Here is a 26,516-nt window from a genome sequence, read left to right on the forward strand (position 1 = left end):
GATGAAAACATATAAAATAGCTGTTATAGGGCAAGGTTATGTAGGGCTGCCTTTATCTTTAGAATTTGCTGGTCATTATCCTGTTTTAGGATTTGATATCAATGCAGAAAGAGTTGTTCAGCTTAATAAGGGAGTAGATATTACCCTTGAGGCTGAAATTGAAAAACTTAATGAAGGCTTAAAAAACTTCAAAGAATCTAATGGGAGAAATGGATACAAAGCCACCAGTACTTTAGCAGACATAGCTGAAGCTAATGTTTTTATTGTTACCGTTCCTACTCCTATTGATAAGTATAATGCTCCTGATTTGAAGCCATTAATTTCTGCTTCTAAAATGCTTGGAGAAATTATCAAGAAAGGAGATATTGTTATTTATGAATCTACCGTTTTCCCTGGTTGTACAGAAGAAGAATGTGTTCCTGTCCTTGAAAAACATTCAGGACTTGCATTTAATAAAGACTTTTTTGTAGGATATTCTCCGGAAAGAATTAACCCGGGAGATAAAGTAAATACGCTTACAAGTGTTAAGAAAGTAACTTCGGGTTCTACAGATGAAATTGCAGACGAAGTAGATAATCTATATAAAAAAATTATTACTGCCGGAACACATAAAGCATCAAGTATTAAAGTAGCAGAGGCTTCCAAAGCAATAGAGAATGCCCAGCGAGATGTTAATATATCTTTTGTAAACGAACTTGCTCTTATATTTGACAGAATTGGTATTGATACCAATGATGTATTGGAGGCAGCAGGAACAAAGTATAACTTCCTTAAATACAAACCAGGCCTGGTAGGAGGACACTGTATTTCCGTTGACCCTTATTACCTTGCTCACAAAGCTGAACAGTTAGGATATCATCCAGATGTAATCCTTTCAGGACGTAGAGTAAATGACTCAATTGCGAAGTTTGTCGCATCTAAAGTGGTTAAACTTTTAATTGCAAAAGGGGGGGTTATCAAAAATTCTGAAGCTCTTATCCTGGGAGTTACTTTTAAAGAAAACTGCCCGGATGTAAGAAATACCAAAGTAGTAGATATTTATAAAGAACTTGTAGACTATGGTGTAAATGTAGATATTTATGATCCATGGGCAAGCAAAGAAGAAGTAAAACATGAGTATGGTATTGATATTCTAGGTGTACTTCAGGAAGGTAAGAAATACGACTCCATTATTATTGCAGTTTCTCATAATGAATTTCTTCAGATGGATCTTGCTCAACTAAAGAAAGAAAATGCAGTTATTTTTGATACTAAGGCTTGTTTAGATAGAAATTTAGTAGACGCAAGATTATAATCGCAAATGAATTATGATATCGTAATCATCGGGGCAGGTTTAGTGGGGTTGGCAACAGCATACCAGGCTCAGCTTAAAAGCCCCGGCTCTAAAATTCTTATTTTAGAAAAAGAAAACAATGTATCGCTGCATCAATCCGGACATAATAGCGGAGTGATTCATAGCGGAATATACTATAAACCAAGAAGCTTAAAAGCAAAAAATTGTATTGAAGGCTATAACTCTATTATCAATTTTGCAGAGAAACATGGTATAAAATACGACCTTTGTGGTAAAATAATTGTAGCAACTTCGCAAGAAGAACTTCCTCTTTTGGATAATATATATAAAAGAGGAGTAGAAAATGGGCTTCAAAATTTACAATATCTGTCAAGAGAAGAATTTCGTGAAATAGAACCTCATTGTGAAGGAGTAAGAGCCATTAAAGTTCCACAGACAGGTATCATTGATTACCCTGGTGTAGCCAAAAAAATAAAAAAGCTTTTCGAAGAATTAGGAGGTGAAGTTAAATTTAATCAGGAAGTAACAAATATTGTTACCAAAGATAATGAGATTGTTGTTCAGACTCATAATTCTGAATTTAAGACAACCAAACTGGTTTCTTGTGCCGGACTTTATTCTGACAAGGTTACAAAAATGACTAATGAAAAGAATGATGTTATCATTATTCCTTTTAGAGGAGAGTACTACAAAATTAAAGATGAAAAGAAACATCTGGTAAAACATCTTATTTATCCCGTACCGGATCCTAATTTTCCTTTTTTAGGTGTTCATTTTACAAGAATGGTTGATGGGAACATAGAAGCTGGTCCAAATGCAGTACTAGCTTTTAAAAAGGAAGGATATAAATTTTTTGATTTTGATTTTAATGAAACCATGCAAACCCTTACATGGCCAGGTTTTAGAAAAATTGTTGCTAAATATGGTAAAACAGGAATGGGAGAAGTACATCGTTCACTTTCAAAATCCGCTTTTACAAAAGCCTTACAAAAACTAATGCCAGAGATTCAGGAAAGTGATCTTGTTCCGGGAGGATCCGGAGTAAGAGCTCAGGCATGTGACAGAAATGGAGCCTTAATTGATGATTTTGATATTGTGAAAAACGGAAATATCATTCATGTAAGAAATGCACCAAGTCCTGCGGCCACTTCATGTCTTTCTATAGGAAATGCAATAAGTGAGCTTATATAAAACTGATTATTTTCAAAAAACACTTAAAGATAAAATAGCATTATGAAAATTCAGATGGTTGATTTAAAAAATCAATACGAAAAGATAAAAGAAGAAGTAAATGCAGGTATTCAGAATTGTTTAGATAATACCGCATTTATTAATGGCCCTGCAGTAAAAGAATTTCAACAGGATTTTGAAAAATATTTAGGGGTAAAACATGTTATTCCATGTGCCAACGGTACTGATGCATTACAGATCGCAATGATGGCTTTAGACTTAAAACCAGGTGATGAAATTATTTGCCCTGCTTTTACTTATGTGGCCACTGCTGAAGTAATGGGACTTTTAGGCTTAAAGCCAATCATGGTAGATGTCAATGAAAATACTTTTGATATTGAGCTTGAAGGTTTGGAGAAGTACCTTACACCGAATACTAAAGCAATCGTGCCTGTTCATTTGTATGGACAAAGTGCAGACATGGAAAAAATTCTTGCTTTTGCAGAAAAGCATAATTTATTCGTAATAGAAGATAATGCTCAGGCTATAGGTTCTGATTATACTTTTTCTGATGGAAATGTTAAAAAGACTGGTACTATTGGTCATATCGGGTGTACGTCTTTTTTCCCATCCAAGAATTTAGGGTGCTACGGTGATGGAGGTGCTTTAATGACAAATGATGATGATCTGGCTCTTAAAATAAGAATGATCGCGAACCATGGACAGGAGAAAAAATACTATCATAAAGTACTGGGCTGTAATTCAAGATTAGATACCATACAAGCTGCTGTTCTTAAAGTGAAGTTGAAGTATCTTGACGAATATTCAGCATCAAGAAATAAAATGGCAACCTATTATGACGAAAATCTTGCCGGTATTGCTGATATTGAAATTCCTGCAAGAGCACAAAATTCAACTCACGTATTCCATCAATATACTCTGAAGGTAAAAAACGGGAAGAGAGATGAGTTGCAAAAATTTCTTGGTGAGAAGAACATACCAAGTATGATTTATTATCCACTTCCATTATACAAGCAGGAAGCTTTTCAGCAATATGTGGCAGAAGGTTTTACCTTACCGGTTACTGAGAAACTTTGTTCAGAAGTTATTTCACTTCCTATTCATACAGAATTTGATAAGGAAGCTTCAGATTTTGTAATATCTGAAATTAAAAACTTTTTCAATTAATCATTAAAACAGAATATTATGTCGGATTTCTTTGCACACGAAACAGCTGTTATAGACGATGGGTGTCAAATAGGTAATGGAACTAAAATTTGGCACTTTTCACATCTTATGCCGGGATGTATTTTAGGAGAACATTGTAATATTGGACAAAATGTTGTAATCTCACCTAAAGTTGTTTTGGGAAAGAATGTTAAGGTGCAAAACAATGTTTCCATCTATGAAGGGGTTATATGTGATGATGACGTTTTTCTGGGACCTTCGATGGTTTTCACCAACGTAATCAATCCTAGAAGCGCAGTAAACAGAAAGAATGAATATCTTAAAACCCATGTTGGAAAAGGTGCTTCTATTGGAGCTAATGCAACCATTGTTTGTGGACATAACATCGGACAGTTTGCCTTTATAGGTGCTGGGGCTGTTGTAACGAAGGAAGTTCCTGATTATGCTTTGGTGGTGGGAAATCCTGCAAAACAATTAGGCTGGATGAGCGAATATGGACAACGCCTTGAATTTAATGAAGAAGGAGTAGCGGTTTGCACTGAAAGTGGAGAAAAATACAAAATAGATAATAATAAAGTTTCGAAAATTTAAATAAGTAACGATGTCTGAAAAAATAAAATTTGCAGTTGTAGGATGTGGACATATCGGAAAGAGACACGCAGAAATGGTGTCGAGAAATTCTGAATGCGAACTGGTAGCGTTAATAGATGTAAAAGATAAATCTGTCTTAGGAATAGAAAATTATGATGTTCCTTTTTTCTCATCACTGGAAGATTTTTTAAACTCCGGGATAGAAGCAGATGTTGTGAATATAGCTTCTCCAAATGGATTCCATTTTGAACAGGCTTACAAGGTAATTGATTCCGGAAAACATGTTGTTGTGGAAAAACCAATGGCTCTTAATAAACAAGATGCTGAAAAGCTGATTTTTCAAGCCCTTCACAAGCATAAACAAGTTTTTGCCGTAATGCAAAACCGTTATTCTCCACCATCGGCATGGATAAAGGAAATAGTAGAAAGCGGAAAACTGGGTAAAATATATATGGTACAGTTAAATTGCTACTGGAACCGTGACGACAGATATTATAAGCCGGAATCCTGGCATGGTAAACTAGAGTTGGATGGTGGAACTTTGTTTACACAGTTCTCTCACTTTATAGATATCATGTACTGGTTATTCGGAGACATCACTAATATTAAGGCGAAATTTGCTGATTTTAACCATAAAGATCTTACTGATTTTGAAGATTCAGGATTTGTAAGCTTTGACTTTGTAAATGGAGGAATGGGATCTTTAAATTATTCAACTTCTGTTTGGAATCAAAACCTGGAAAGTTCAATGACTATTATTGCTGAGAACGGAGCCGTGAAAATTGGTGGACAATACATGGATAAAGTAGAGGTTTGTAACGTAAAGGATTATGTAATGCCTGAACTGGCACCAACGAATCCTGGGAATGATTATGGTGCTTATAAAGGTTCAGCTGCCAATCATCATTATATTATTGAGAATGTTGTTGACGTAATTAAAGGAAGAAATACTATTACAACTAATGCTTTAGAAGGATTAAAAGTAGTTGATATCATAGAAAAGATATATGCTTTAAAAAACACTCCAAAAGGGTAGATTTTGAGAGAAAAACTTAAAAATATCGTCAATTCATCTAGCATTAGAAATTCTTTTTTGTTAATGGTCGGAACCGGGATTAGCCAATTTATCCCTGTTCTGTTTAGTCCTTTCCTGACAAGGATATATTCACCTGCCAATTTTGGAGATCTTGCTATTTTTATGGCTTTTTCTCTTATTATCGGTATGGGTGCTTCTGGAATGTATGAGTATGCAATAGTTTTGCCTGAAGAAGATAAAGATGCACAGAATATTATTAAATTAATATCAGTACTTGCCATATCTGTTAGTGTTTTAACAGGGATTGTATTCTACATTGCAAATTGGTTTATTGAATTAGATTTTTTTTATTTTTTACTACCATTCTCTATTTTTTTTACAGTCTGTTATAATGTGATTTCCTATTGGTACAATAGGATGAAAAAATATAAAACATTAAACATTATCAGGATTTTTCAATCCGTTTTAATTATTGCTGGAAGTTTTATCTTTTATAAAGTAAAAAATGGACTTGTTTATGGTTATATATTAGGTGGAATGTTTTGTTTCCTTATATATATATATAGTTTTTTTTCACATCTTCGCAAGATAAATTTTAATGAAATCAAACATTTGGCTTTTGAATATAAAAAATTTCCTACTCTGATTTTACCTTCATCTTTAATGAATACAGTAAGTAGCTATGCTCCTGTTTTTTTTATAAAAAAATTTTATACATCATCTCAATTAGGATCTTTTTCAATGTCCAACAGAGTACTTACTGCTCCTATATCTGTAATAAGTACAGCAATAGGACAAGTTTACTTTAAGAATTTATCAGATTATTACAATGAAAATAAAAATGATCTGATAAGAAAAACATTTTTACAAAGTACCTATATACTTTGTCTTATTTCTGTATTTATATTTTTGCCTTTATTTTTCTTTGGAGAAGACTTAGCTTTAATTGTTTTTGGGAAAGCATGGAAGGAAGCTGGTGAGTTTATAGAGATTATTGCTTTAGCATCTATGATGAAATTTATTGTATCTCCTTTGAGTACAGTTTTAATCGTTAAGAAAGAACTCAATAAAGTAGCTAGGTGGCAAACCATATATTTCTTTACTTCAATGACAATTTTTATTGTTGGATCTTTCTTTTCAATAAAAACATTGTTGTGGATTTATGTAATACATGAGACAATATTATATGCAATATATTATTACATTATGAAAAGTGTAATAAATAAAAATTAGAACATTTATGTATAATACTGAAATCAATATAAAAAAAATTAAAAAAATATTTGCAATTAGTTATTGCGTCATTTTTTTGACTTTTTATTGTATTATTCCTGTGTTTTTTATGGGAGACTCTGTTGATAAGACTATAAGTGAGACTTTAGGAGCTATTACTTTGTTATCGGTGTTTGGGTTCTTAGCTTCATTTTGTATAAATTTTTTCCCAAATCATAAACAAAAATATTTGGTTATTAACGGGGATACCTTTAGCAAATATGTCTTTATTATTTATATTCTGGTTGTTTTATTAATTATGGTTACTGCAGGAGAGCTGCCTATCTTAGCCTCGCTTAGAGGTGCTAGCCAGGAAGATCTTTTTGGGTTAAGAGAAGACTTCTTAAAAGACAGAAAAGGATTTGAAATTATTTTCAGTTATTTAATAACAATTATAGATAGTACATTTTTCCCCTTTGTTATTGTCAGAGCTTTTTTTTACAAAAATAAATCAAGGTTTCTGTATCTGTTGGTATTTGTATTATACTCTATTTCATTTTTGGAAAAGGGGTATTTTTTGAAAATTGCAATTCCTGTTTTTTTCTTTTTATATTATAAATCAAAAAATAAAAAAACCTACTTACTTGTCAGTGGCGGAGTTATTTTAGCCTTAATCAGTTTAATGTTTCTTCTTTCAAAATTTGATGCTATTGATGCAAGCAGAGATGAACCTTTCTTCAGTATCTATCATATTCCCGCAACAATTTTTGAAGCCGTTGTATGGAGAATGGTTGCTGTTCCTGTAATCACTGCCTATCAAGGTCTCGAATTGTTTTTTTCAAATGAGTTTCATGGTGAATATTTATATGGTGCGACAAGTAGTTTGTTGTCCTCAATATTTGGATTGGAACGTATTAATTTTGAAAGAGCCTTATACCAGAGCCAATTTGGCGGTAGTGAAACAGGAAATGCTAATCAGTTTTATCTGATAGAAGCTTTTATTAATTATGGATATGTTGGTGTTTTTTTATTTTCATTTTTATTGGGTAAAATAGTGAAGGATATGATCAATACCAAAAATATTGCTATAATATGTATTATTCCTTTACTTTTTTATAATCTGTTCAGTTCAGGTTTGATAGGAAATCTCTTGAGTAATGGATATTTATTTTTCTATCTGATGGTAATATACGTCAGATTTAAGTAATTTTATAAAAAATGCAAATGGGAAAAATCTTATTAATCATATCAATGATATTTTCTTTAGAAAATATTTTTATTAAAAAAAGTGATGATGATACGAAATATCTACAAACTCTACTTAAGCAAAAGAATATTGTAGAACTTCCAGCTAATACAACATATAAGATTAACGGGACACTATACTTGAAGAATGGACAAAAAATCCTTGGAAATCATGCAACGATCATACAAACTGCTCCGGGAAAGCCTATTTTCGATTGTGTAGATAAAAAAGATATTTCAGTTTCACAAATTAATTTAAAAGGATATGGAAATGACTATTCACCTACATCCTCATCTACTTCAGTAGGAATATTGTGCTTTGGAGCTGAAAATGTAAGGATTTGTGAAAATAATTTTTATAATTTTTCATATTCTCCAGTTGCGGGATTAAGAAAAGTAAAAAATGTATTGTTTGAAAATAATTACTGTGAAGGTATTGGTTTGAATAATCCTAAATATTATCAGAAAGATGTTACCGGAGTCACATTGGGTGGAGAAGATATCCGTATTTTGAATAACCGGATCACAAATAGTTCACAGGGTATTATGATTGCTGAAGGAAGTAAAAATATAACAATAAAAGATAATCAAATCTATAATTTGCCTTTAGAACATGGAATTTATGTTGATGCTTCATGCTCAGATATTATTATCGAAAATAATAAGATCACAAAAGTTAACGGATCTGGAATAAAAATACAAAATAGAAGTAAAAAGATTCCTCCGGGGATTAGCAAAAATATCTTAATTAAGGATAATACCGTTTTTGATACAGGACTTGGAGACGGTATACTTGTAAATAACACTGAAGGTAACGAGGTATATGCAGAAAATGTAACTATTACCGGGAATATCTTAAAAAATATTGGTCAGGATGGAATTAATCTTAGGTTTTCAAAAAATAGCAAGGTTTTAGATAATCAGATTCTAACGACTAAAAGATCGGGTATTTATTTGAAAGAGAATTATAGCTTGACAATATATAAAAATACAATAGAAAATATCCAGCAGAATGGAATTTTTGATGAAGGATCGGGAACTAATATCGTTATGGATAGTAATACCATTACTAATATTGGCTTGGCTGGGAATGACAAAAATGGTCTTAGTTCAGGTATATTTATCCAGTCAGGAAATAATAGACAAATAGTAAACAATTATCTGAAAGGCAACCCTAAGTATACACAGTATTCTTTATATATTCCAGATGGAGATCAAAAAACAATAATTATAAAAAATAATAAGTTTATTGGAGCGAGAGATTCAGGAGCAAGATTTTCTGAAGGAAAAGTGAAATTTAAAGAGTTTACTGGCAACCAGTTTGACTCTCAGGTAAGTGGATCGAAAATATTGAATCAACCTAACCAGTAATTATTATAAAATTGAAAAAACTAAAACCTATGAAAACAAGAAATTATTTATTATCGCTGGTGGGAGTGCTATTTTATACAGGAGTATCTTCACAAACTGTTTATGTAGATAACGCATATGGTGGGGGCAATGGAAGGCTAGAGTATTCACTGGCTCCTAGCCTTAATGTAACCTATCAAAGTGAAAGCTTACAGCAGACAGAGTTTGCTCCTTTTTTAGCAACTAATATTATTGATTTTTCAGGAAGAGTTATGGATAGAGATAACTTTAATGGATACTCTAATTTTAGGCTAAAAAAATATAATGCGGAAGGAAAGCTGGATCTAAGTTATGGAAACAATGGTTTGTCAGGGGCAGAATATAATTGGGGACAATCCAGTAATACCAGAACTGAAATGCTGTATAGTAATCATAATGATGAGAATTTTATAGCGGGATTAAATTTCCCTAATAATCTGGATGTCTATCGTATAGGTAAATTTTCATCAGATGGAAATACTTTAACAAGTGTAGGATCCTCTTATATATTACCTAATTCTACGTTTAAAGTTTTAAATATTAAAGTTCTGCCTGATAATTCAGCCTATTTATATGTAGACGGCCAGGATTTTAGATTTGGAATTATTAAATTAAATGCTGGAGGTACATTAGATACCTCGTTTAATGGAACGGGAAGAAAAACTTATGTACATAACAGACCGGGAGATTATACTTCCAGTGTGACAATTGATGATAATAATAATTATTATATTACAACTTCAAATTTTAATAAAGACGAAAGGATACATGATGTATTTATAAGAAAATTTAATGCTGATGGTTCAATAGATACTTCTTTTGGAGTAAATGGAATCTCAAAGCAGGCACCGGAGCCCAACAAAGGTTTTACTGCAAAAAGTATTGCGATCACACCGGATAATAAAATCCTGGTACTTATGAAAGGTTACAGCCCGATAAGAAATATTTTGATGAGGCTGAACAGCGATGGAAGTTTAGATACAAGCTTTGGACAAAATGGGTATAAAAACCTTACGGGTCTCGAGACTTTTAACAGCAGAACAATGAAGATCATTAATAATAAAATCTATCTGGTCGGAGATAATAATAAGAGTGGAACATATAATTATATGCCTATGATTGCCAAATTAGATATCAATGGAAATTTAGATACTTCTCTGAATAATGTAGGAATAATGACCCAAACAATTTATAATGGTTATGATGCTAAATTTAATGATATTGTTTTGCAGCCAACAACTAATAAACTTCTTGTTTTTGGCGAGTCCAATACACCCGATGGAAAACTTGCCAGAGTTGTTTTAAGATTAACAGATGAAGGTTTTTTGGGAATTAAAGACAATGTAAAGAAAGAAGAAGAATTAAAAATTTATCCAAATCCTGTGAAGGATGTTATTAATTTTAATAATCATTCAATGATCAAGGCAAATGAGGGATTTATTATATATGATACAACTGGAAATACTATTCTGAAAGGTAAGCTCAATCATTCAATGAAGATTTATGTTTCACACTTACCAAAAGGAATTTATATGGTTAATATTCAGCAAAAAACAATTAAGTTTATAAAAGACTAACCTGCATTTTATAAAATTAAATATAAGAAAGATGTAAATATACCATGGTATTTTTGGAGATCTTCTTGGTACCATGGTAGTAATTTCAGAATCAGGATAAGCAGGAAGATAGATGATTGAAAATTAAATAAATATTTAAATTGGGAAAGAGAAAGTCATTGTTACTATTTGCAGATTATTTTGATGCAACAACAGCAACACGAAGAGTTGTAAATGCCTTAAATGAAAATTTTGATGAATTGGAATTCGTTTATTGGGCCAGACTAGGATATGAGAGAGATGTTAATGAAGCAATTTTCAAAAATATTCCTAAAAAAGTATACAAAGAAACAGCACCTCCGCGAAGTCTTGGCGTACTGGTTCAGTTCGTTAAATATCAGATTTGGTTATTAAAAACGTTATTACAGAAAAGACCTAATCTGGTTATTGCTTTTACTTTTTATACGATATTTCCTGCATTATTTTACCGTTTATTTATAAACAGGAAATCTAAGGTTATATACGATCCGCGAGATTATGTGGCGGTTTCATACCGTGTGAATATTGTTATAGCTTCAGTTATCAGATTTTTAGATAATTTATGTATGAAATTTGCAGACTTTGTTATTTTTCCGGATAAACAATATTTTTCCCATTACGGAATGTTTAGTCTGTCCGAAGATAAGTATTTTGTTTTACCCAATTCTGCAGAAGATGTATATGATCAATTAGAAAATATTGATCTCAAGGCACTCTATAATATCCCAGTTGAAAAACCACTGATTCCTATATTGGGCTATTTTTCTGAAACACGGGGGAAAGATTTATTATTTAGGGCTATTCAGGATGATAACTTATCTGAGTTTCACTTTGTTTTCGCAGGGGACTTAAGGGACGAAAGTGAAATCAGCTTTTTAAGTAATAAAAGTAATGTTACATTCTTACCCAAGGTCCCTTATCTTCATGCACTAAAAATGATTCAAAAATCATTAGTTGTTCCTCAGCTTTATGACCCGAAGTTATTAAACAATGTGTATGCTTTTCCCACTAAGTATTTTGACTGCTTGATGGTGGGCACACCTATGATCGTGAGCTTAGGGCAAAAAGATGTATGGGAAGAAATAAAACAACATAATTTCGGTTTTGGTATAGAATATGATGATTATGATAGCTTTGTGAACATATTAAAAAAATTATCGACAAAAGAAATTGTAATTGATGAGAAACGTCTTAGAACATTCTTTTTGAAGAATTATAATTACAACCTGTATAAGCTAAAATTAGCAAATGTATATAAAGATATGTATGATAATATCCGTCTATGATTTTTGAAAATAAAAAAGCAGAAAAACTTACAAATTGATCAAAAAAATTTAATAGAGATAGTTCTAATAATTATTTAACTTTGCAATTAAAATTCATAAAATGAGTGAAAATAGAAATCCACAAGTTTGCGTAAATTGTATCATGGATACTACAGACGAGACCATTATATTTGATGAAAAAGGGGTATGCGATTATTGTGGAAATTATTATAATAATATTTTACCAAACTGGCACCCTAATGAACAAGGGGAACAGGAAATCCAAAAGGTAATCGATAAAATAAAAGCTGAAGGTAAAGGAAAAGACTATGATTGTATCATTGGTATTTCCGGAGGTTTAGATAGTTCATATCTTGTCTATTTAGCAGTTGAAAAATGGGGTTTAAGACCGATGCTTTATCACGTAGACGCAGGTTGGAATTCCGATGTTTCTACTAATAATATTAAGAATCTTGTTGACGGTTTGGGATTAGATCTTTATACAGATGTAATCAATTGGGAAGAAATGAAAGACCTTCAGAGAGCTTTTATCAAATCTCAGGTGCCAGATATTGATACTCCTCAGGATCTTGTGTTTTTCTCATCACTTTACAATTATTGTGCTAAAAACGGGATAAAATATATCTTGACTGGAGGTAACTTCTCAACCGAATGTGTAAGAGAACCTCTTCATTGGGGAGCTTACTATCAAACAGATATGAAATATGTAAATGATATTCATAAAAAATTTGGAGAAAGAAAACTAAAAACATTCCCTAGATGTGATATATTCAAATATAAAATCCAATATAGATTGATCAATGGTGTAAGAGTTGTAAAACCTCTTGATCATACAAGATTCATTAAAAAAGAAGCTGAAGATTTGTTAGAAGAAAAATTCGGATGGCAGAGATATCAGCATAAACACCATGAATCAAGATTTACAAGATTCTATGAAGCATTCTGGCTACCTAGAAAATTTGGATTTGATAAAAGAAAAAACCACTTGTCAAGTTTGGTTCTTACAGGACAATTAACAAGAGAGGCAGCATTGGATAGAGTGTCAAGATCAGAACTACCTGAAGATGAATTAATGAAAGAGTTTGAATATGTAGCAAAAAAACTTGATTTTACAGTTGATGAACTTTGGGGGTATTTTAACGGTCCAAACAAAACATTTAAAGACTATAAAAATAATTACAAACTGATTCAGTTGGGAACCAAAATAATGCAAATATTAGGCTTGGAAAAAAGAGCATTTAAATAATAATATGGTTACAATCATTGATTATGGCGTTGGAAATATTAACGCCTTTTTGAATATATATAAACAACTTAATATTCCGGCAAGTACAGCAAAAACAGTTGAAGATCTTAATGATGCAACTAAACTTATTCTTCCAGGGGTAGGACATTTTGATTATGCTATGCAGAGATTCACTGATTCAGGAATGAAAGATACAGTGAATGACCTGGTTATTAATAAAAAGATTCCTGTAGTAGGAGTTTGCGTAGGAATGCAAATGATGGCTAAAGGCAGTGATGAGGGAAATCTTCCTGGATTGGGATGGATAGATGCCTATGTTCACAAATTTGATGTCTCGCAGGTTTCTGCCAAATTACCATTGCCTCATATGGGATGGAATGATATTAAGATTGTGCAAGAAACTCCGCTTTTGAAAGATTTGGAAATTGATCCCAGATATTATTTTTTGCACAGTTATTATTTCAAATGTAATAATGAAAATGATTCTATTGCAGAAACAAATTATGGAATCAACTTTACAAGTGCTGTCAATCATGACAATATTTTTGGAGCGCAATTCCATCCGGAAAAAAGCCACCATTTTGGAATTCAATTATTAAAGAACTTTGCAGAAAAATGTTAAGACCAAGAATTATACCTTGCCTTTTGGTTCATGATAAAGGATTGGTAAAAACCGAGCATTTCAAAAATCCAAGATATTTGGGAGACCCGATGAATGCGGTGAGAATTTTTAATGAAAAGGAAGTTGATGAACTTATTATTTTAGATATCGATGCTACCGCAGAAGGAAGAGGACCCGATTTTAAAATGATTGAACATTGGGCTGAAGAATGCAGAATGCCATTGTGCTATGGAGGAGGAGTAACAACCGTTGAACAAGCCCAAAGAATATTTTCTTTGGGTGTAGAAAAAATAGCATTCAGTGCCGGAGCAATTAATAATCCGGATATTATTAGAGAAATATCAGAAAAGGTAGGAAGTCAAAGTGTAGTTGTCGTACTGGATGTGAAAAAGAAATTATTTGGAGGATATGAAGTATACACACACAATGGGAAAAAATCTACAGGAAAATCACCCTTTGAACTTATTAAAAAGTTTGAACAGCTAGGTGCCGGAGAGATTGTTATTAACTCTATTGATAAGGACGGCGAGATGAAAGGGTATGATATGAAGCTTATTGAAACTTCGCGAAAAGAAACTACATTACCACTTACAGCCATTGGCGGTGCTGGTAAAATGGAAGATATAGGTGAACTTATAAAAAAATTTGGTATTATTGGTGCCGCAGCTGGTAGTTTATTTGTTTTTAAAGGCAAGTTAAAAGCTGTGTTAATTAACTATCCTAATTTTACAGATAAAGAAAGTCTAATTAAAAATTATTTTTAATTAATGTGCGGTATCGCTGGTTTCATAAATAAAAATTCTATTCCGATATCAGAAGAGTCTTTAAAAAAAATGACAGATAAATTGTCACATAGAGGCCCTGATGCGGAAGGTTTTTTTATTCATGAAAATATAGGATTAGGTCACAGAAGACTATCCATTATTGATGTCAGCGAGGCCGCAAATCAACCTTTTACTTGGGAAGATAAACAAGTTCTGGTTTTTAATGGCGCTATATACAACTACTTAGAAATAAGAGAAGAGCTTATACAAAATAATTATACCTTTAAAACAAATTCAGATACAGAGGTTTTAATTGCTGCTTATCATTTTTGGGGGAGAGATTGTGTACAGAAATTCAATGGAATGTGGGCTTTTGCTATCTTTGATCCTAGAAACAATACATTATTTTGTTCAAGAGATCGATTTGGAGTAAAACCATTCTATTATTATGTAGATGATCAAAAATTCCTCTTCGCATCTGAAATAAAGCCCATATTAGAAATTGAAAAAGTTGAAAAAGTTAATCTTCAGATTCTTTTACAATATTTGATTTTTAGCATGCCATACGAAACCGGCGAAACATTCTTTGACCAAATACTAAAGTTACCAGGATCTCATAATCTTGTATATGATTTAACTACGAATACATTTGAGATCTATCGATATTATGATATCCCATATAAAGAGGAAATCAATCAATTAAATATAGATGAGTCCATTGCCCTTTTTGAAAAAGAATTTGAAAATTCAATAAAGCTAAGACTTCGCTCTGATGTAAAAATAGGATCAGCCCTAAGCGGTGGGTTGGATAGCTCTTATGTGGTTTCAATAGCTTCCAAAATTCTTAATGAGTCAAAAAAGTGTGATAATTTTACAGCTGTCACTGTAGGATCCATGGATGATGATAATGATGAAAGTACATTAGCCAAAGTCATTACTGATACACTGAAAGTTAACCACGATATTGTAACCCCTAAATCAGATGAGTTTGAGGATACATTTGAAGAAGTGATCATGAAACATGAAGAACCTTTTGGTGGTATTTCCGTTTATATGCAGAAATTTTTAATGAAAGAAGCAAATAAATTGGGAATTAAAGTGTTTTTAGGAGGGCAAGGAGCTGATGAAGTACTGTTGGGATATAGTAAATATACTGCAGGATATTTAAGAAGCCATAGCTTATTTGGCAAAATCAAATTTTTGAAGAATGTAAGAAGCCACTATAATATTTCAATGATGAAAGCTATAGCAATTTATTTGTGTTATTCAAATACTTTTGTCAATAAGCTTTTTTTTAGAATAAATGGCAGAATATTAAAAGACAAATATTATAATACAATAGATTTTTCTAAAGCTCAAAATCTTACAAAATCATATAAAAATATATTCGAGCTTCAGAAACACGAAATATTTTATAGTCATTTACCAGAACTTTTAAAATGGGAAGACAAAAACTCGATGGCCTATTCTGTGGAATCAAGACTGCCTTTTTTAGATTATAAATTAATTGAATTATGTCTTTCCATTAATAATAATTATAAGATAGGAGAAGGATGGTCAAAATATATTCTTAGAAAGAATCTAGAGAAAGTTTTACCAGATGAAATTGTTTATAACAAAAGGAAAATTGGGTTTGAACCCCCAATAAAATATTGGTGGCCCAGATCCGAAGAGATTTTAGAAACGATTAATAATTCTAAAATTATCAAGGAAATTTCTAAAAAGAAATTTAGTTTTATAGCTGATAGAGAGTTGGAATGGAGACTGTATAATATTGCAGTTTGGGAAAAACTCTATAACATTAAAATGTAATAATAAACGCATATGCAGATAAAAGATAAAACACTTCTTATTACAGGAGGAACTGGTTCATTTGGAACAGCAGTCTTAAGAAAATTTATACACACAGATCACTTTAAAGAGATTCGTATCTTTTCAAGGGATGAGAAGAAGCAAGATGATATGAGAAATCAATTTAAAAATAATAAATTGAAATTTTATATTGGTGATGTAAGAGATTTTAATAGCATAGAACCTGCAATGAGAGGAGTAGACTACGTTTTTCATGCAGCGGCTCTCAAACAGGTTCCATCTTGTGAATTTTTTCCAATGCAGGCTGTAAAAACTAATGTAGAAGGCACACAGAATGTTATAGAAGCTGCAGTCAGAAATAAAGTTAAGAAAGTTATTTGTTTAAGTACAGATAAGGCTGCTTACCCTATCAATGCGATGGGAATTTCCAAAGCAATGATGGAAAAAGTAGCAGTAGCGGCTTCCAGAAACGTTGAAGAAACCGTAGTTTGTCTTACAAGATATGGTAATGTAATGGCTTCAAGAGGATCTGTTATTCCTTTATTTATCAAACAAATCCAGGATGGTGGTGAGATTACGATCACAGATCCTAATATGACACGTTTTTTAATGTCGTTGGAAGAGGCAGTTGACTTGGTATTGTTTGCATTTGAACACGGTAATCCAGGAGACTTATTTGTAAACAAAGCTCCAGCAGGAACAATTGGTGATCTGGCTCAGGCGTTGAAAGAAATGTTTAAAGCAGATAATCCTATTAAAATAATAGGGACAAGACATGGTGAAAAACTGTACGAAACATTATGTACCCGTGAAGAAATGATTAAGGCAGAAGATATGGGAGATTTCTATAGAATCCCTGCTGATAACAGAGATTTGAACTATGCGCAATATTTTTCTGAAGGAGTGGAGGATATCTCTAAAATAGAAGATTATCATTCTCATAATACCGAACAACAAGACGTAGAAGGAATGAAAAACTTATTATTAAAACTTCCTTTAATCAGGAAAGAAGTCTTAGGAGAAGATGTAATGCAATATCCCGATTAAAAAAATATGGATAAACCGACCATTTTTGAAGGTGGAGAATATTCTGATGAAAGGGGAAACCTTTTTTTTAATAATAATTTTGACGCTTCCGAAATTAAAAGAATATACTGTATAGAAAATGCAGATACGAAATTTATCAGAGGCTGGACTGGTCATAAAATTGAACAACGATGGTTTTCTGCTCTTCAGGGAAGTTTTTTGATAAGATTAGTAAAAATAGATCACTGGGATGCACCTTCGAAAAATACCGAAATTTTGGAATTTAAACTAAATGCCGGAGGACTGCATATACTTCAGATTCCAAAAGGATATGCAAGTGCTATTCAGGCCATAGAAAGTCAATCAAGACTATTGGTAATGGCAGATCATTTTTTAGGCGAGATAAATGATGAATATCGTTTTTCCATAGATTATTTTGAAAATTTATAACATGAAAAAAATTGGAATTACAGGTCAGAATGGCTTTGTAGGATCTCATTTATATAATACTCTAGGTCTAAAACCAGAGGAATTTGAAAGAATTTATTTTGAAAGAGAGTTCTTTGATAATGTAGAGAGATTAGATCATTTTGTAGCGCAGTGTGATGTTATTGTACATTTAGCTGCTATGAATCGCCACTCCGATCCTCAGGTTATTTTCGATAACAATATAGATTTAGTCCATAAATTGGTTAGCTCTTTAGACAGAACAGGTTCTAAAGCACATGTGATCTTTTCCTCTTCGTCGCAAGAAGAAAAAGACAATTTGTATGGGAAGTCAAAAAGGGAAGGAAGGGAATTTTTCTCAGAATGGGCAGAAAGGTCAGGTGGAAAATTTACAGGTATGATCATACCAAATGTATTTGGTCCTTTTGGTAAGCCTAATTATAATTCCTTTATCGCCACTTTTTGCCATAAATTAACTCATGGTGAAGTGCCACATATTGATAATGATGGTGAAGTTAAACTCATCTATGTTGGGGAGCTTGTCCAGGAGATTATTAATCAAATTGAAAAATTAGAAACAAAAGAACTATATGAAGTTCCATATACTTCTGTAAATAAAGTTTCAGAAGTCCTGGAAAAGCTTAGCAATTATAAAAAGCTGTATTTTGACAATGGAGAAATTCCCGAGCTTACCTCTACATTTGATTTAAATTTATTCAATACTTTCAGATGTTATTTTGACATTAAAAAGCATTATCCTGTTAAATTCACGCAGCATATCGATCCAAGAGGAGCTTTTGTTGAAGTAATTCGTTTAGGGATCGGAGGGCAGTGCTCTTTTTCAACAACTGTTCCTGAAATCACAAGAGGAAATCATTTTCACACTAGAAAAATAGAAAGATTCGCTGTAATAAAAGGGAAAGCTTTAATTCAGTTGAGAAAGATTGATACAGATGAAGTGCTGGATTTTTATTTAGATGGAAATGAGCCTGCTTATGTTGATATGCCAATCTGGTATACCCACAATATAAAAAATATCGGAGAAGAGGAGTTGTTTACTATTTTTTGGATTAATGAACCATTTAATCCCGAAGATGCAGATACCTATTTTCTAAATGTATAAGCATGGAAATACTAAAGAAGTATAACATAGAATTTCTTTTCCTCTTTTTTTTAACCTTCGGATATATTTTTGTTTATTCATTAGCGATGCCCCTGGGTACTTCAAATAAGTACTTTGCAGTTCCTTTTCGAATGATGATGGCATGCATAAGCATCTATATTATTTACAAAAACTTTGATAACTTAAAAAAAAGAAAGACAACAGTTTTTTTTGTTATACTTTTTTGGTTATTCTATTTGATTAAAGCAATTTATAGCTTTAAAAACGATATCTACTTACCACAGGTGATGAAAACTGAATATGAGGTTTATATTCGTATTGTGTTTTCAAATCTGCTTCCCTATATAGCGGTTTTAAGTGTCAATTTTTCAAAAAAAATTGCAGTAAAGTTGAATAGGTGGATCTTTAACTTTTTATTAATTATCCTTGCAGTAAGTTGTCTGTACACCATATTTGTATGGAACATTTATCACCAGTCAAGCGGGATATTTACCAGCCATTATATAAGTATGGGACATTATGGGTTATCTTTGATGATTATTTCCATATTTAGTTATTTTCAAACACCTCAGAAGCCAGTGAAACCAATTTTAGGGGTGCTATTGGGAATCTTTACTGTTATTACCTCTTCCGCAAGAAGTCCTATGCTGGCAGCGTTTATTATTTTATTTTTATTTGTAATGTATGCAAACAAATTAAGATATTGGATTGCATTGTTGTCTACCGCACTATTATTTATTGTAGGCATTTATTTTTTAATGCAGACTTCAATATCCAATTTTGGTTTTATCAAAAGAATGTACGATGCTATTTTTGAAGGTAATGCTTACGGAAGATCTTATTATTTGACTAGAGGGTGGGATGTTTTTAAAAACAATATTCTTTTTGGAGGACGTATTTTATTTGAAGATGCTATGTATCCCCATAATATTTTTGTTGAATTATTAATGAGTATGGGAATTGCAGGGGGGATCCTCTTTTGTCTATATTTTAAAGATTTAACAAAATTTAAACTGAAATATATTAAGGCAAATATTAATTATTTACCTTACTTTTTATTTTTCGTTCAGTATCTTATACTTGTTCAAACTTCTTACTGTATCTTTGCCAATATTGAATTTTGGTGCTTTTCAGCAGTAATAATATCTATAATTTTATTTTGTAATGATGAAGAAATTAAAAGTAATGACAGTCGTGGGTACACGACCGGAAATCATTAGATTATCAAGAGTATTATCAGCTTTAGATGCTTCTGAAGCTGTAGAACATATTATTGTCCATACAGGGCAAAATTACGATTATGAGCTTAATCAGATCTTCTTTGAAGACCTTGGTTTAAGAAAACCAGACTACTTTTTGGAGGCTGCCGGGAAAACTGCTACAGAAACTGTGGGAAACATTTTAATAAAAATTGATCCTCTACTTGAAGAATTACAACCAGATGCATTTTTGGTTTTAGGTGATACCAACTCCTGTTTATGTGCTATTCCTGCAAAGAAAAGACAAATTCCGATTTTCCATATGGAAGCCGGAAACAGATGTTTTGATCAGAGAGTACCGGAAGAAACTAACCGTAAAATCGTTGATCATACTGCTGACATTAACCTGACTTACTCCGATATTGCTCGTGAGTATTTATTGAGAGAAGGTTTATCAGCGGATAGAATTATTAAAACCGGTTCTCCGATGTTTGAGGTTTTAAATCATTATTTACCTCAGATAGAAAAATCAGATGTTTTGTCACGCTTGAACCTTGAAGAAAGAAAATATTTCGTGGTCTCTTCACACCGTGAAGAAAATATTAATTCTGAGAAAAATTTTAGAGGCCTTATGGAATCTTTAAATGCAATCGCAGAAAAATATCAGTATCCAATTATTGTCTCTACACACCCGCGTACCAAAAATATGATTGATAAGATGCAGATTGATATGCGTCCTGAAATTCAATTTTTGAAACCGCTGGGTTTCCATGATTATAATGCATTACAAATGCGTTCCTTCGCTGTGCTTTCAGATTCAGGAACTATTTCTGAAGAATCATCAATCCTTAATTTCAGCGCATTAAATATCAGAGAAGCTCATGAAAGACCTGAAGCGATGGAAGAAGCTTCCGTGATGATGGTAGGATTGTCTCCGGAAAGAATTCTACAGGGATTGACTCAGCTTCAACAGCAGAAGGTAGGAAAAGAAAGAAATTACAGACCTGTAGCAGATTATTCAATGCCGAATGTATCTGAGAAAATGGTAAGAATTATTTTAAGTTATACTGATTATATAAACAGAGTCGTTTGGAGCAAAAAATAATGAAGAATCTTTGGATTGCAACCGAACTTTTTTATCCCGAAGAAACTTCGACTTCTTTTATTCTGACCAAAATAGCAAACAGACTTTCAGAAAAATATAATGTAAAAGTCGTTTGTGGGGATCCTGTGTATGATAAACAATCAAAAAGCAAGAATTTTAGTCTTCATTCCGATGTTTCTGTTCACAGAATAAAAGGATTTGGAGGTAATAAGAATAGTTTGGTGAGTAGATCCCTGCGATTTATTTTTCTAAGTCTTTCTATCTTTTTTTATCTTTGGAAGAATGTAAAGAAGGGGGAGAAGGTTTTTATTGTTACGAATCCTGCACCGTTAATTTTACTCATTTCAATACTTAAGAGATTTAAAAAAATTGAATTGATTATTTTAGTACATGATGTTTTTCCTGAAAATACAATTCCTGCAGGGATTATTAAATCAGAAAAAACATTACCATATCAATTTCTCAGAAGTATTTTTGACAAAGCATATTCAAATGCTGATCTCTTGATCACATTAGGTAGAGATATGCAAAAGGTTATTGAGGGGAAGATCAAAAAATATAATAGTAAATCGAAAATCGAGATTATTGAAAACTGGGGAGATACTGAAGGTATTTATCCATTGTCAAAACAAGATGTCTTTAATGACGATTCTCCTATGAAAAATAAGATCATTTTTCAATATGCCGGAAATATCGGTAGAGTTCAGGGTTTACTGGAATTATTGGAGATTATTAAAAAAGTGAATAATAATAGATTAGCTTTTTATTTTGTAGGAGAAGGAGCTGTAAAGCAAAGTATGCTTGAATATGTACAGGAGAATCAGCTACAAAATGTCTATTTCGATGGAGCATATTCAAGAGAAGATCAGCTTTCAGTATTAAACAAGGCGGACGTATCATTTGTAAGTTTAGCACCAAAAATGTTTGGATTAGGGGTTCCTTCAAAAACCTATAATATATTAGCTGCGGGAAAACCTATTTTATATATTGGTGAAAAAAACAGCGAAATTGATTTACTTGTAAAAGAAGAAAATATCGGATACTCATTTCAGCATTTTGAAGAAAAGAAGCTCTTGGAATTTTTTGATTCTTTTGATGAAAATTCCATCACAGATTTAAACTTGAAGAAAGAAAAAGCAAGACTTGCTGCAGAAACAAAATTTTCAGAAGAAATTATATTGAACAAATTTTATAGTATTATTTAAATGAAAGTGCTATTTACAGGAGCTAACGGTTTTTTAGGGAAAAATGTAATTCCCCTGCTTCGCAAAAAGAACTTTGAGGTGAAAACTTTTGGAACAACCCATGCAGATTATGTATTGAATATAACCAATGCCATAGTTTCATTTGAAGAAAGATTTGATATTGTTTTTCATGCGGCTGGTAAGGCACATTCTATCCCTCAAAACCTGGAAGAAGAGAATCTCTTTTATAAGGTAAATTTTGACGGAACAAAAAATCTTTGCAATGCTTTGGAGAAAAATGTACCCGAGTATTTTATTTTCATCAGCACAGTAGCTGTTTACGGAAAAGATTTTGGTGAAAATATAAATGAGAATGCACCTTTAGAAGGATATACACCTTATGCCAAAAGTAAGATGATGGCCGAAGAGTTTCTTACTAGTTGGTGTCAAAAAAATAATGTAAAATTATTTATTCTTAGACCTTCGTTAATCGCAGGGCCAAATCCTCCAGGCAATTTGGGAGATATGATCAATGCAGTGAAATCTGGTAAGTATTTTAATATCGCCGGAGGAACAGCGAGAAAAAGCATATTTTGGGTAGAGGATTTTGCGGAAATTATAGTTAATATAATAGGACGAAATGGCGGAATTTATAATGTTTGTGATAATAATAATCCCACCTTTAAAGAAATCTCAGATAAAATCTCAGAAAAATTAAATAAAAAATCACCGGCCAGTATTCCTTATTTTGTGGCAAAATCAATGGCAAAAATGGGTGATTTGTTAGGAAATAAAGCCCCTATTAATTCTTTAAGATTAAGAAAAATTACAGATTCTCTAACGTTTTCCAACGAGAAAATTAAAAGAGAATTAAATTTTAATCCTTCCAACGTAATGGAAAAATTTCAACTATAATTTATGGAATTTTCAATCGTAACAATTTTACTTTTTATATCAATGTTGATATACTTTAAGATTGCTGATAAATATAATATTATTGATAAACCCAATCATAGGAGTGCCCATACCCAGATCACTTTAAGAGGAGGAGGAATTATTTTTCCCATTGCTTTTATCATTTTTTGTGTATTCAATTTTAATGAAGCTATACAAAATTATTGGTCTTTCGGATTAGGGCTGTTGGCAATATGCACTATTAGTTTTATTGATGATGTAAAAACGTTATCAAACAAAATAAGACTTTCCATTCATTTAATTTCTGTAATTCTTCTTTTGTATTTTACAGGAGCCTTTGAATTAATGCCTTTCTGGACATGGCCAATCCTTTTTGTCATCATCATTGGAACCCTGAACGCCTATAACTTTATGGATGGAATCAATGGAATGACGGGAACCTATAGTCTTGTTACTCTTGGTTCTTTAGCGTACATCAATAAAGACGTTGTTCTGTTTACAGATCAGAATTTTATATATTACCCCATATTAGCTACCATTGTCTTTCTGTTTTTTAATTTCAGAAAAAAAGCAAAATGTTTTGCAGGTGATGTAGGAAGTATGGGGATTGGCTTTTGGATCATCGGTTTGATTACTCTTCTTATTATGAGAACCGGTGAATATAAATATATACTATTACTTTCTGTATATGGAATGGAAGTGGTGCTGACGATTATGGAAAGACTTTTATTAAAAGAAAATATTTTTGAAGCCCATAGAAGACATCTATATCAACTTTTTGCAAACGAAAAAAAGGTATCTCATTTAATTATTAGTAGTGTGTATGCTATTTTACAATTAATTGTAAATATCTTTTTAATACATGCTGAACTTTCAATTTGGGCTGTTATCCTGATTATTTTTGCCCCTCTTGGAATTCTTTATTTAGGATTAAAACTAAGTTTAAAAAAGCAATACGGATTATAAAATTGAATAAAACTTAATAATGAAAATAAAAGAGACTCCCTTAAAAGATTGCTACATTATAGAACCTAACATTTTTGAAGATGATAGAGGCTATTTCTTTGAAAAATTCAACGAGAAAAAATTTGAAGAACTGACCGGAATGAACGGACATTTCGTACAAGACAATATCTCTAAATCTTCTTACGGAGTATTGAGAGGATTACATCTTCAAAAAGGAGATTATGCTCAGGCAAAACTGGTATCATGTCTTGAAGGAAGTGTATGGGATGTTGCAGTCGATCTTCGGGAAGATTCTCCTACATTTGGACAATGGTTTGGCATTGAACTGACAGCAGAAAATAAACTTCAGCTCTATATTCCAAGAGGTTTTGGACACGGATTCTCTGTATTAAGTACCAATGCTGTATTTGCTTACAAATGTGATAACTTTTATAATAAAGAATCAGAAGGAAGTGTAAAGTTTAATGATCCGGATCTGGCGATTGATTGGAAGGTTGATGAAAAAGATGCTGTGCTTTCGGAAAAAGATCAGAATGCACCGGGATTCAAAGAAAAAAACTTTTAAATATATATCTGAAAACCACTTCAAAAAAGTGGTTTTTTTATTTTTTGACCTTAACTCTTCAATATTTTGTATCTTTGCAGACTCAAAATCAAAAAGATGCGTACAAAATCTGTAGGGAAGAAGAAAATCAATGTAGTTACTCTTGGATGTTCCAAGAATGTATATGATTCTGAAGTATTAATGAGTCAGTTGAAAGCCAATGGCAAAGAAGTAGTTCACGAAGATCGTGGCGACATTGTAGTGATTAACACCTGCGGATTTATTGATAATGCTAAAGAAGAATCAATCAATACAATTCTTGATTATGTAGAAGCAAAAAATAGAGGTGAAGTTGAGAAAGTATTTGTTACAGGGTGTCTTTCGGAAAGATATAAACCGGATTTGATAAGAGAAATCCCGGATGTTGACCAGTATTTTGGAACAAGAGACCTTCCGGTTCTTTTAAAACACCTGGGGGCAGACTATAAACATGAATTGGTTGGAGAAAGGTTGACCACAACCCCTAAACATTATGCCTATCTTAAAATCTCCGAAGGTTGTGACAGACCATGCTCTTTCTGTGCTATTCCTTTAATGAGAGGAGGTCATGTTTCTACCCCTATCGAGAAACTGGTTTCTGAAGCCCAGAAGTTAGCTAAGAAAGGAACAAAAGAATTGATTCTTATAGCCCAGGATCTTACCTATTATGGACTGGATATTTATAAAAAACGTGCTCTGGGAGACTTGCTCAAGGAATTGGTGAAAGTGGAAGGCATAGAGTGGATTCGTCTTCATTATGCTTTCCCAAGCGGTTTTCCTGAAGATGTTCTGGATATTATCCGTGAAGAACCTAAAGTCTGTAACTATATAGATATTCCTCTTCAGCATATCAATTCGGATCTTTTGAAATCCATGAAAAGAGGGACAACTCACGAAAAAACTGATGCTCTTTTAGGAAAATTCAGAGAAAAAGTTCCTGATATGGCGATCAGAACAACTTTGATTGTCGGATATCCGGGAGAGACTGAAGAAAGATTTCAGGAACTTAAAGACTGGGTTAAAGAACAAAGATTTGACAGATTAGGATGTTTTACCTATTCTCACGAAGAAAATACTACGGCTTACGTTCTGGAAGATGACATTCCACAGGAAGTGAAAGAGGCAAGAGTAGAAGAGATCATGGAAGTTCAGTCACAAATCTCATGGGAGAAAAATCAAGAGAAAATTGGCAAAATATTCAAATGTGTTTTTGACCGTAAAGAAGGAAACTACTTTATAGGAAGAACAGAATATGATTCGCCGGATGTAGATAATACTGTCTTGGTATCAGCTGAGGATACCTATATTTCGATAGGAGAGTTTGCAGAAGTTAAAATTACTTCAGCTGAAGAATTTGACCTATACGGAGAACTGGTATAAAATGCTAAAGAGTTATTAATCAAAAAGAAAAGATAATTGCTGTCTGGTAATATAAATAGAAATATTAAAGAAATTTAACATAAATTCCGTAAGCATTTACTTTTTTATATCATTGAATTTCAGTTGATTGGGCTTCAT

The 26,516-nt window shown here is 32.3% G+C and carries 24 protein-coding genes; all 24 read left to right on the forward strand.

What is annotated here, in order from left to right:
• Position 1: 1 nt before the first annotated feature.
• The 24 genes from C1631_RS10400 to rimO all read left to right on the forward strand — a co-directional run bounded on the left by C1631_RS10400 (position 2) and on the right by rimO (position 26,378).
• On the forward strand, positions 2–1,294 hold the full coding sequence (locus tag C1631_RS10400) for a nucleotide sugar dehydrogenase (protein WP_109712005.1): 1,293 nt from the start codon (positions 2–4) through the stop codon (positions 1,292–1,294).
• A gap of 6 nt (positions 1,295–1,300) precedes the next feature.
• Positions 1,301–2,485 carry an L-2-hydroxyglutarate dehydrogenase gene (lhgD, locus tag C1631_RS10405; protein WP_103247611.1) on the forward strand — a complete coding sequence of 395 codons (1,185 nt, stop codon included), beginning with the start codon at positions 1,301–1,303 and terminating at the stop codon, positions 2,483–2,485.
• Between the two features lie 39 nt (positions 2,486–2,524).
• Positions 2,525–3,652: a DegT/DnrJ/EryC1/StrS family aminotransferase gene (locus C1631_RS10410; protein WP_228441184.1), complete on the forward strand. Its 1,128-nt coding sequence runs from the start codon at positions 2,525–2,527 to the stop codon at positions 3,650–3,652.
• A gap of 18 nt (positions 3,653–3,670) precedes the next feature.
• Positions 3,671–4,243, forward strand: coding sequence for an acyltransferase (locus C1631_RS10415; protein ID WP_103247613.1), 573 nt, complete (start codon positions 3,671–3,673; stop codon positions 4,241–4,243).
• A gap of 10 nt (positions 4,244–4,253) precedes the next feature.
• Entirely contained in the window at positions 4,254–5,279 is a 1,026-nt protein-coding gene (locus C1631_RS10420; RefSeq protein ID WP_109712009.1) for a Gfo/Idh/MocA family protein, read from the forward strand.
• 3 nt (positions 5,280–5,282) lie between these two features.
• On the forward strand, positions 5,283–6,512 hold the full coding sequence (locus tag C1631_RS10425; protein WP_123966648.1) for an oligosaccharide flippase family protein: 1,230 nt from the start codon (positions 5,283–5,285) through the stop codon (positions 6,510–6,512).
• Positions 6,513–6,519: 7 nt separating this feature from the next.
• Positions 6,520–7,698, forward strand: a complete 1,179-nt coding sequence (locus C1631_RS10430; RefSeq protein ID WP_109712011.1) for an O-antigen polymerase — start codon at positions 6,520–6,522, stop codon at positions 7,696–7,698.
• Positions 7,699–7,715: 17 nt separating this feature from the next.
• Entirely contained in the window at positions 7,716–9,107 is a 1,392-nt protein-coding gene (locus tag C1631_RS10435) for a right-handed parallel beta-helix repeat-containing protein (RefSeq protein ID WP_165828269.1), read from the forward strand.
• Positions 9,108–9,136: 29 nt separating this feature from the next.
• On the forward strand, positions 9,137–10,702 hold the full coding sequence (locus tag C1631_RS10440; RefSeq protein ID WP_109712015.1) for a T9SS type A sorting domain-containing protein: 1,566 nt from the start codon (positions 9,137–9,139) through the stop codon (positions 10,700–10,702).
• A 158-nt stretch (positions 10,703–10,860) separates the two neighbouring features.
• The gene (locus C1631_RS10445; RefSeq protein WP_103248393.1) at positions 10,861–12,006 is read left to right on the forward strand and encodes a glycosyltransferase; all 1,146 of its coding nucleotides are present in this window, start codon (positions 10,861–10,863) and stop codon (positions 12,004–12,006) included.
• Positions 12,007–12,106: 100 nt separating this feature from the next.
• On the forward strand, positions 12,107–13,252 hold the full coding sequence (locus C1631_RS10450; RefSeq protein ID WP_027374612.1) for an N-acetyl sugar amidotransferase: 1,146 nt from the start codon (positions 12,107–12,109) through the stop codon (positions 13,250–13,252).
• 4 nt (positions 13,253–13,256) lie between these two features.
• Positions 13,257–13,874: an imidazole glycerol phosphate synthase subunit HisH gene (gene hisH, locus C1631_RS10455; RefSeq protein ID WP_109712019.1), complete on the forward strand. Its 618-nt coding sequence runs from the start codon at positions 13,257–13,259 to the stop codon at positions 13,872–13,874.
• Positions 13,868–14,638, forward strand: coding sequence for an AglZ/HisF2 family acetamidino modification protein (locus C1631_RS10460; RefSeq protein WP_103248390.1), 771 nt, complete (start codon positions 13,868–13,870; stop codon positions 14,636–14,638). The genes hisH and C1631_RS10460 overlap by 7 nt, the downstream gene beginning before the upstream one ends.
• Positions 14,639–14,641: 3 nt before the next feature.
• On the forward strand, positions 14,642–16,450 hold the full coding sequence (gene asnB / locus C1631_RS10465; RefSeq protein ID WP_109712021.1) for an asparagine synthase (glutamine-hydrolyzing): 1,809 nt from the start codon (positions 14,642–14,644) through the stop codon (positions 16,448–16,450).
• 12 nt (positions 16,451–16,462) lie between these two features.
• On the forward strand, positions 16,463–17,497 hold the full coding sequence (locus C1631_RS10470; RefSeq protein ID WP_109712023.1) for a polysaccharide biosynthesis protein: 1,035 nt from the start codon (positions 16,463–16,465) through the stop codon (positions 17,495–17,497).
• Between the two features lie 6 nt (positions 17,498–17,503).
• On the forward strand, positions 17,504–17,926 hold the full coding sequence (locus tag C1631_RS10475) for a WxcM-like domain-containing protein (protein ID WP_109712025.1): 423 nt from the start codon (positions 17,504–17,506) through the stop codon (positions 17,924–17,926).
• Position 17,927: 1 nt separating this feature from the next.
• A complete protein-coding gene (locus C1631_RS10480; protein WP_109712027.1) occupies positions 17,928–19,046 on the forward strand; it encodes a polysaccharide biosynthesis C-terminal domain-containing protein in 1,119 nt (372 codons plus the stop codon).
• 578 nt (positions 19,047–19,624) lie between these two features.
• Positions 19,625–20,266 (forward strand): O-antigen ligase family protein, encoded by a 642-nt coding sequence (locus C1631_RS24015; protein WP_165828270.1) that lies wholly within the window; start codon positions 19,625–19,627, stop codon positions 20,264–20,266.
• Positions 20,214–21,350, forward strand: coding sequence for a non-hydrolyzing UDP-N-acetylglucosamine 2-epimerase (gene wecB, locus C1631_RS10490; protein ID WP_109712031.1), 1,137 nt, complete (start codon positions 20,214–20,216; stop codon positions 21,348–21,350). The genes C1631_RS24015 and wecB overlap by 53 nt, the downstream gene beginning before the upstream one ends.
• Positions 21,350–22,555 carry a glycosyltransferase family 4 protein gene (locus C1631_RS10495; RefSeq protein ID WP_103248018.1) on the forward strand — a complete coding sequence of 402 codons (1,206 nt, stop codon included), beginning with the start codon at positions 21,350–21,352 and terminating at the stop codon, positions 22,553–22,555. The genes wecB and C1631_RS10495 overlap by 1 nt, the downstream gene beginning before the upstream one ends.
• A complete protein-coding gene (locus C1631_RS10500; RefSeq protein ID WP_109712032.1) occupies positions 22,556–23,449 on the forward strand; it encodes an NAD-dependent epimerase/dehydratase family protein in 894 nt (297 codons plus the stop codon).
• Between the two features lie 3 nt (positions 23,450–23,452).
• The gene (locus C1631_RS10505; protein ID WP_103248017.1) at positions 23,453–24,415 is read left to right on the forward strand and encodes an MraY family glycosyltransferase; all 963 of its coding nucleotides are present in this window, start codon (positions 23,453–23,455) and stop codon (positions 24,413–24,415) included.
• Positions 24,416–24,434: 19 nt separating this feature from the next.
• The gene (rfbC, locus tag C1631_RS10510) at positions 24,435–24,980 is read left to right on the forward strand and encodes a dTDP-4-dehydrorhamnose 3,5-epimerase (protein ID WP_103248016.1); all 546 of its coding nucleotides are present in this window, start codon (positions 24,435–24,437) and stop codon (positions 24,978–24,980) included.
• 96 nt (positions 24,981–25,076) lie between these two features.
• Positions 25,077–26,378 carry a 30S ribosomal protein S12 methylthiotransferase RimO gene (gene rimO, locus C1631_RS10515; protein WP_103248014.1) on the forward strand — a complete coding sequence of 434 codons (1,302 nt, stop codon included), beginning with the start codon at positions 25,077–25,079 and terminating at the stop codon, positions 26,376–26,378.
• Positions 26,379–26,516 lie beyond the last annotated feature (138 nt).

This window comes from Chryseobacterium phosphatilyticum, assembly GCF_002899825.2.
Lineage (GTDB): Bacteria > Bacteroidota > Bacteroidia > Flavobacteriales > Weeksellaceae > Chryseobacterium > Chryseobacterium phosphatilyticum.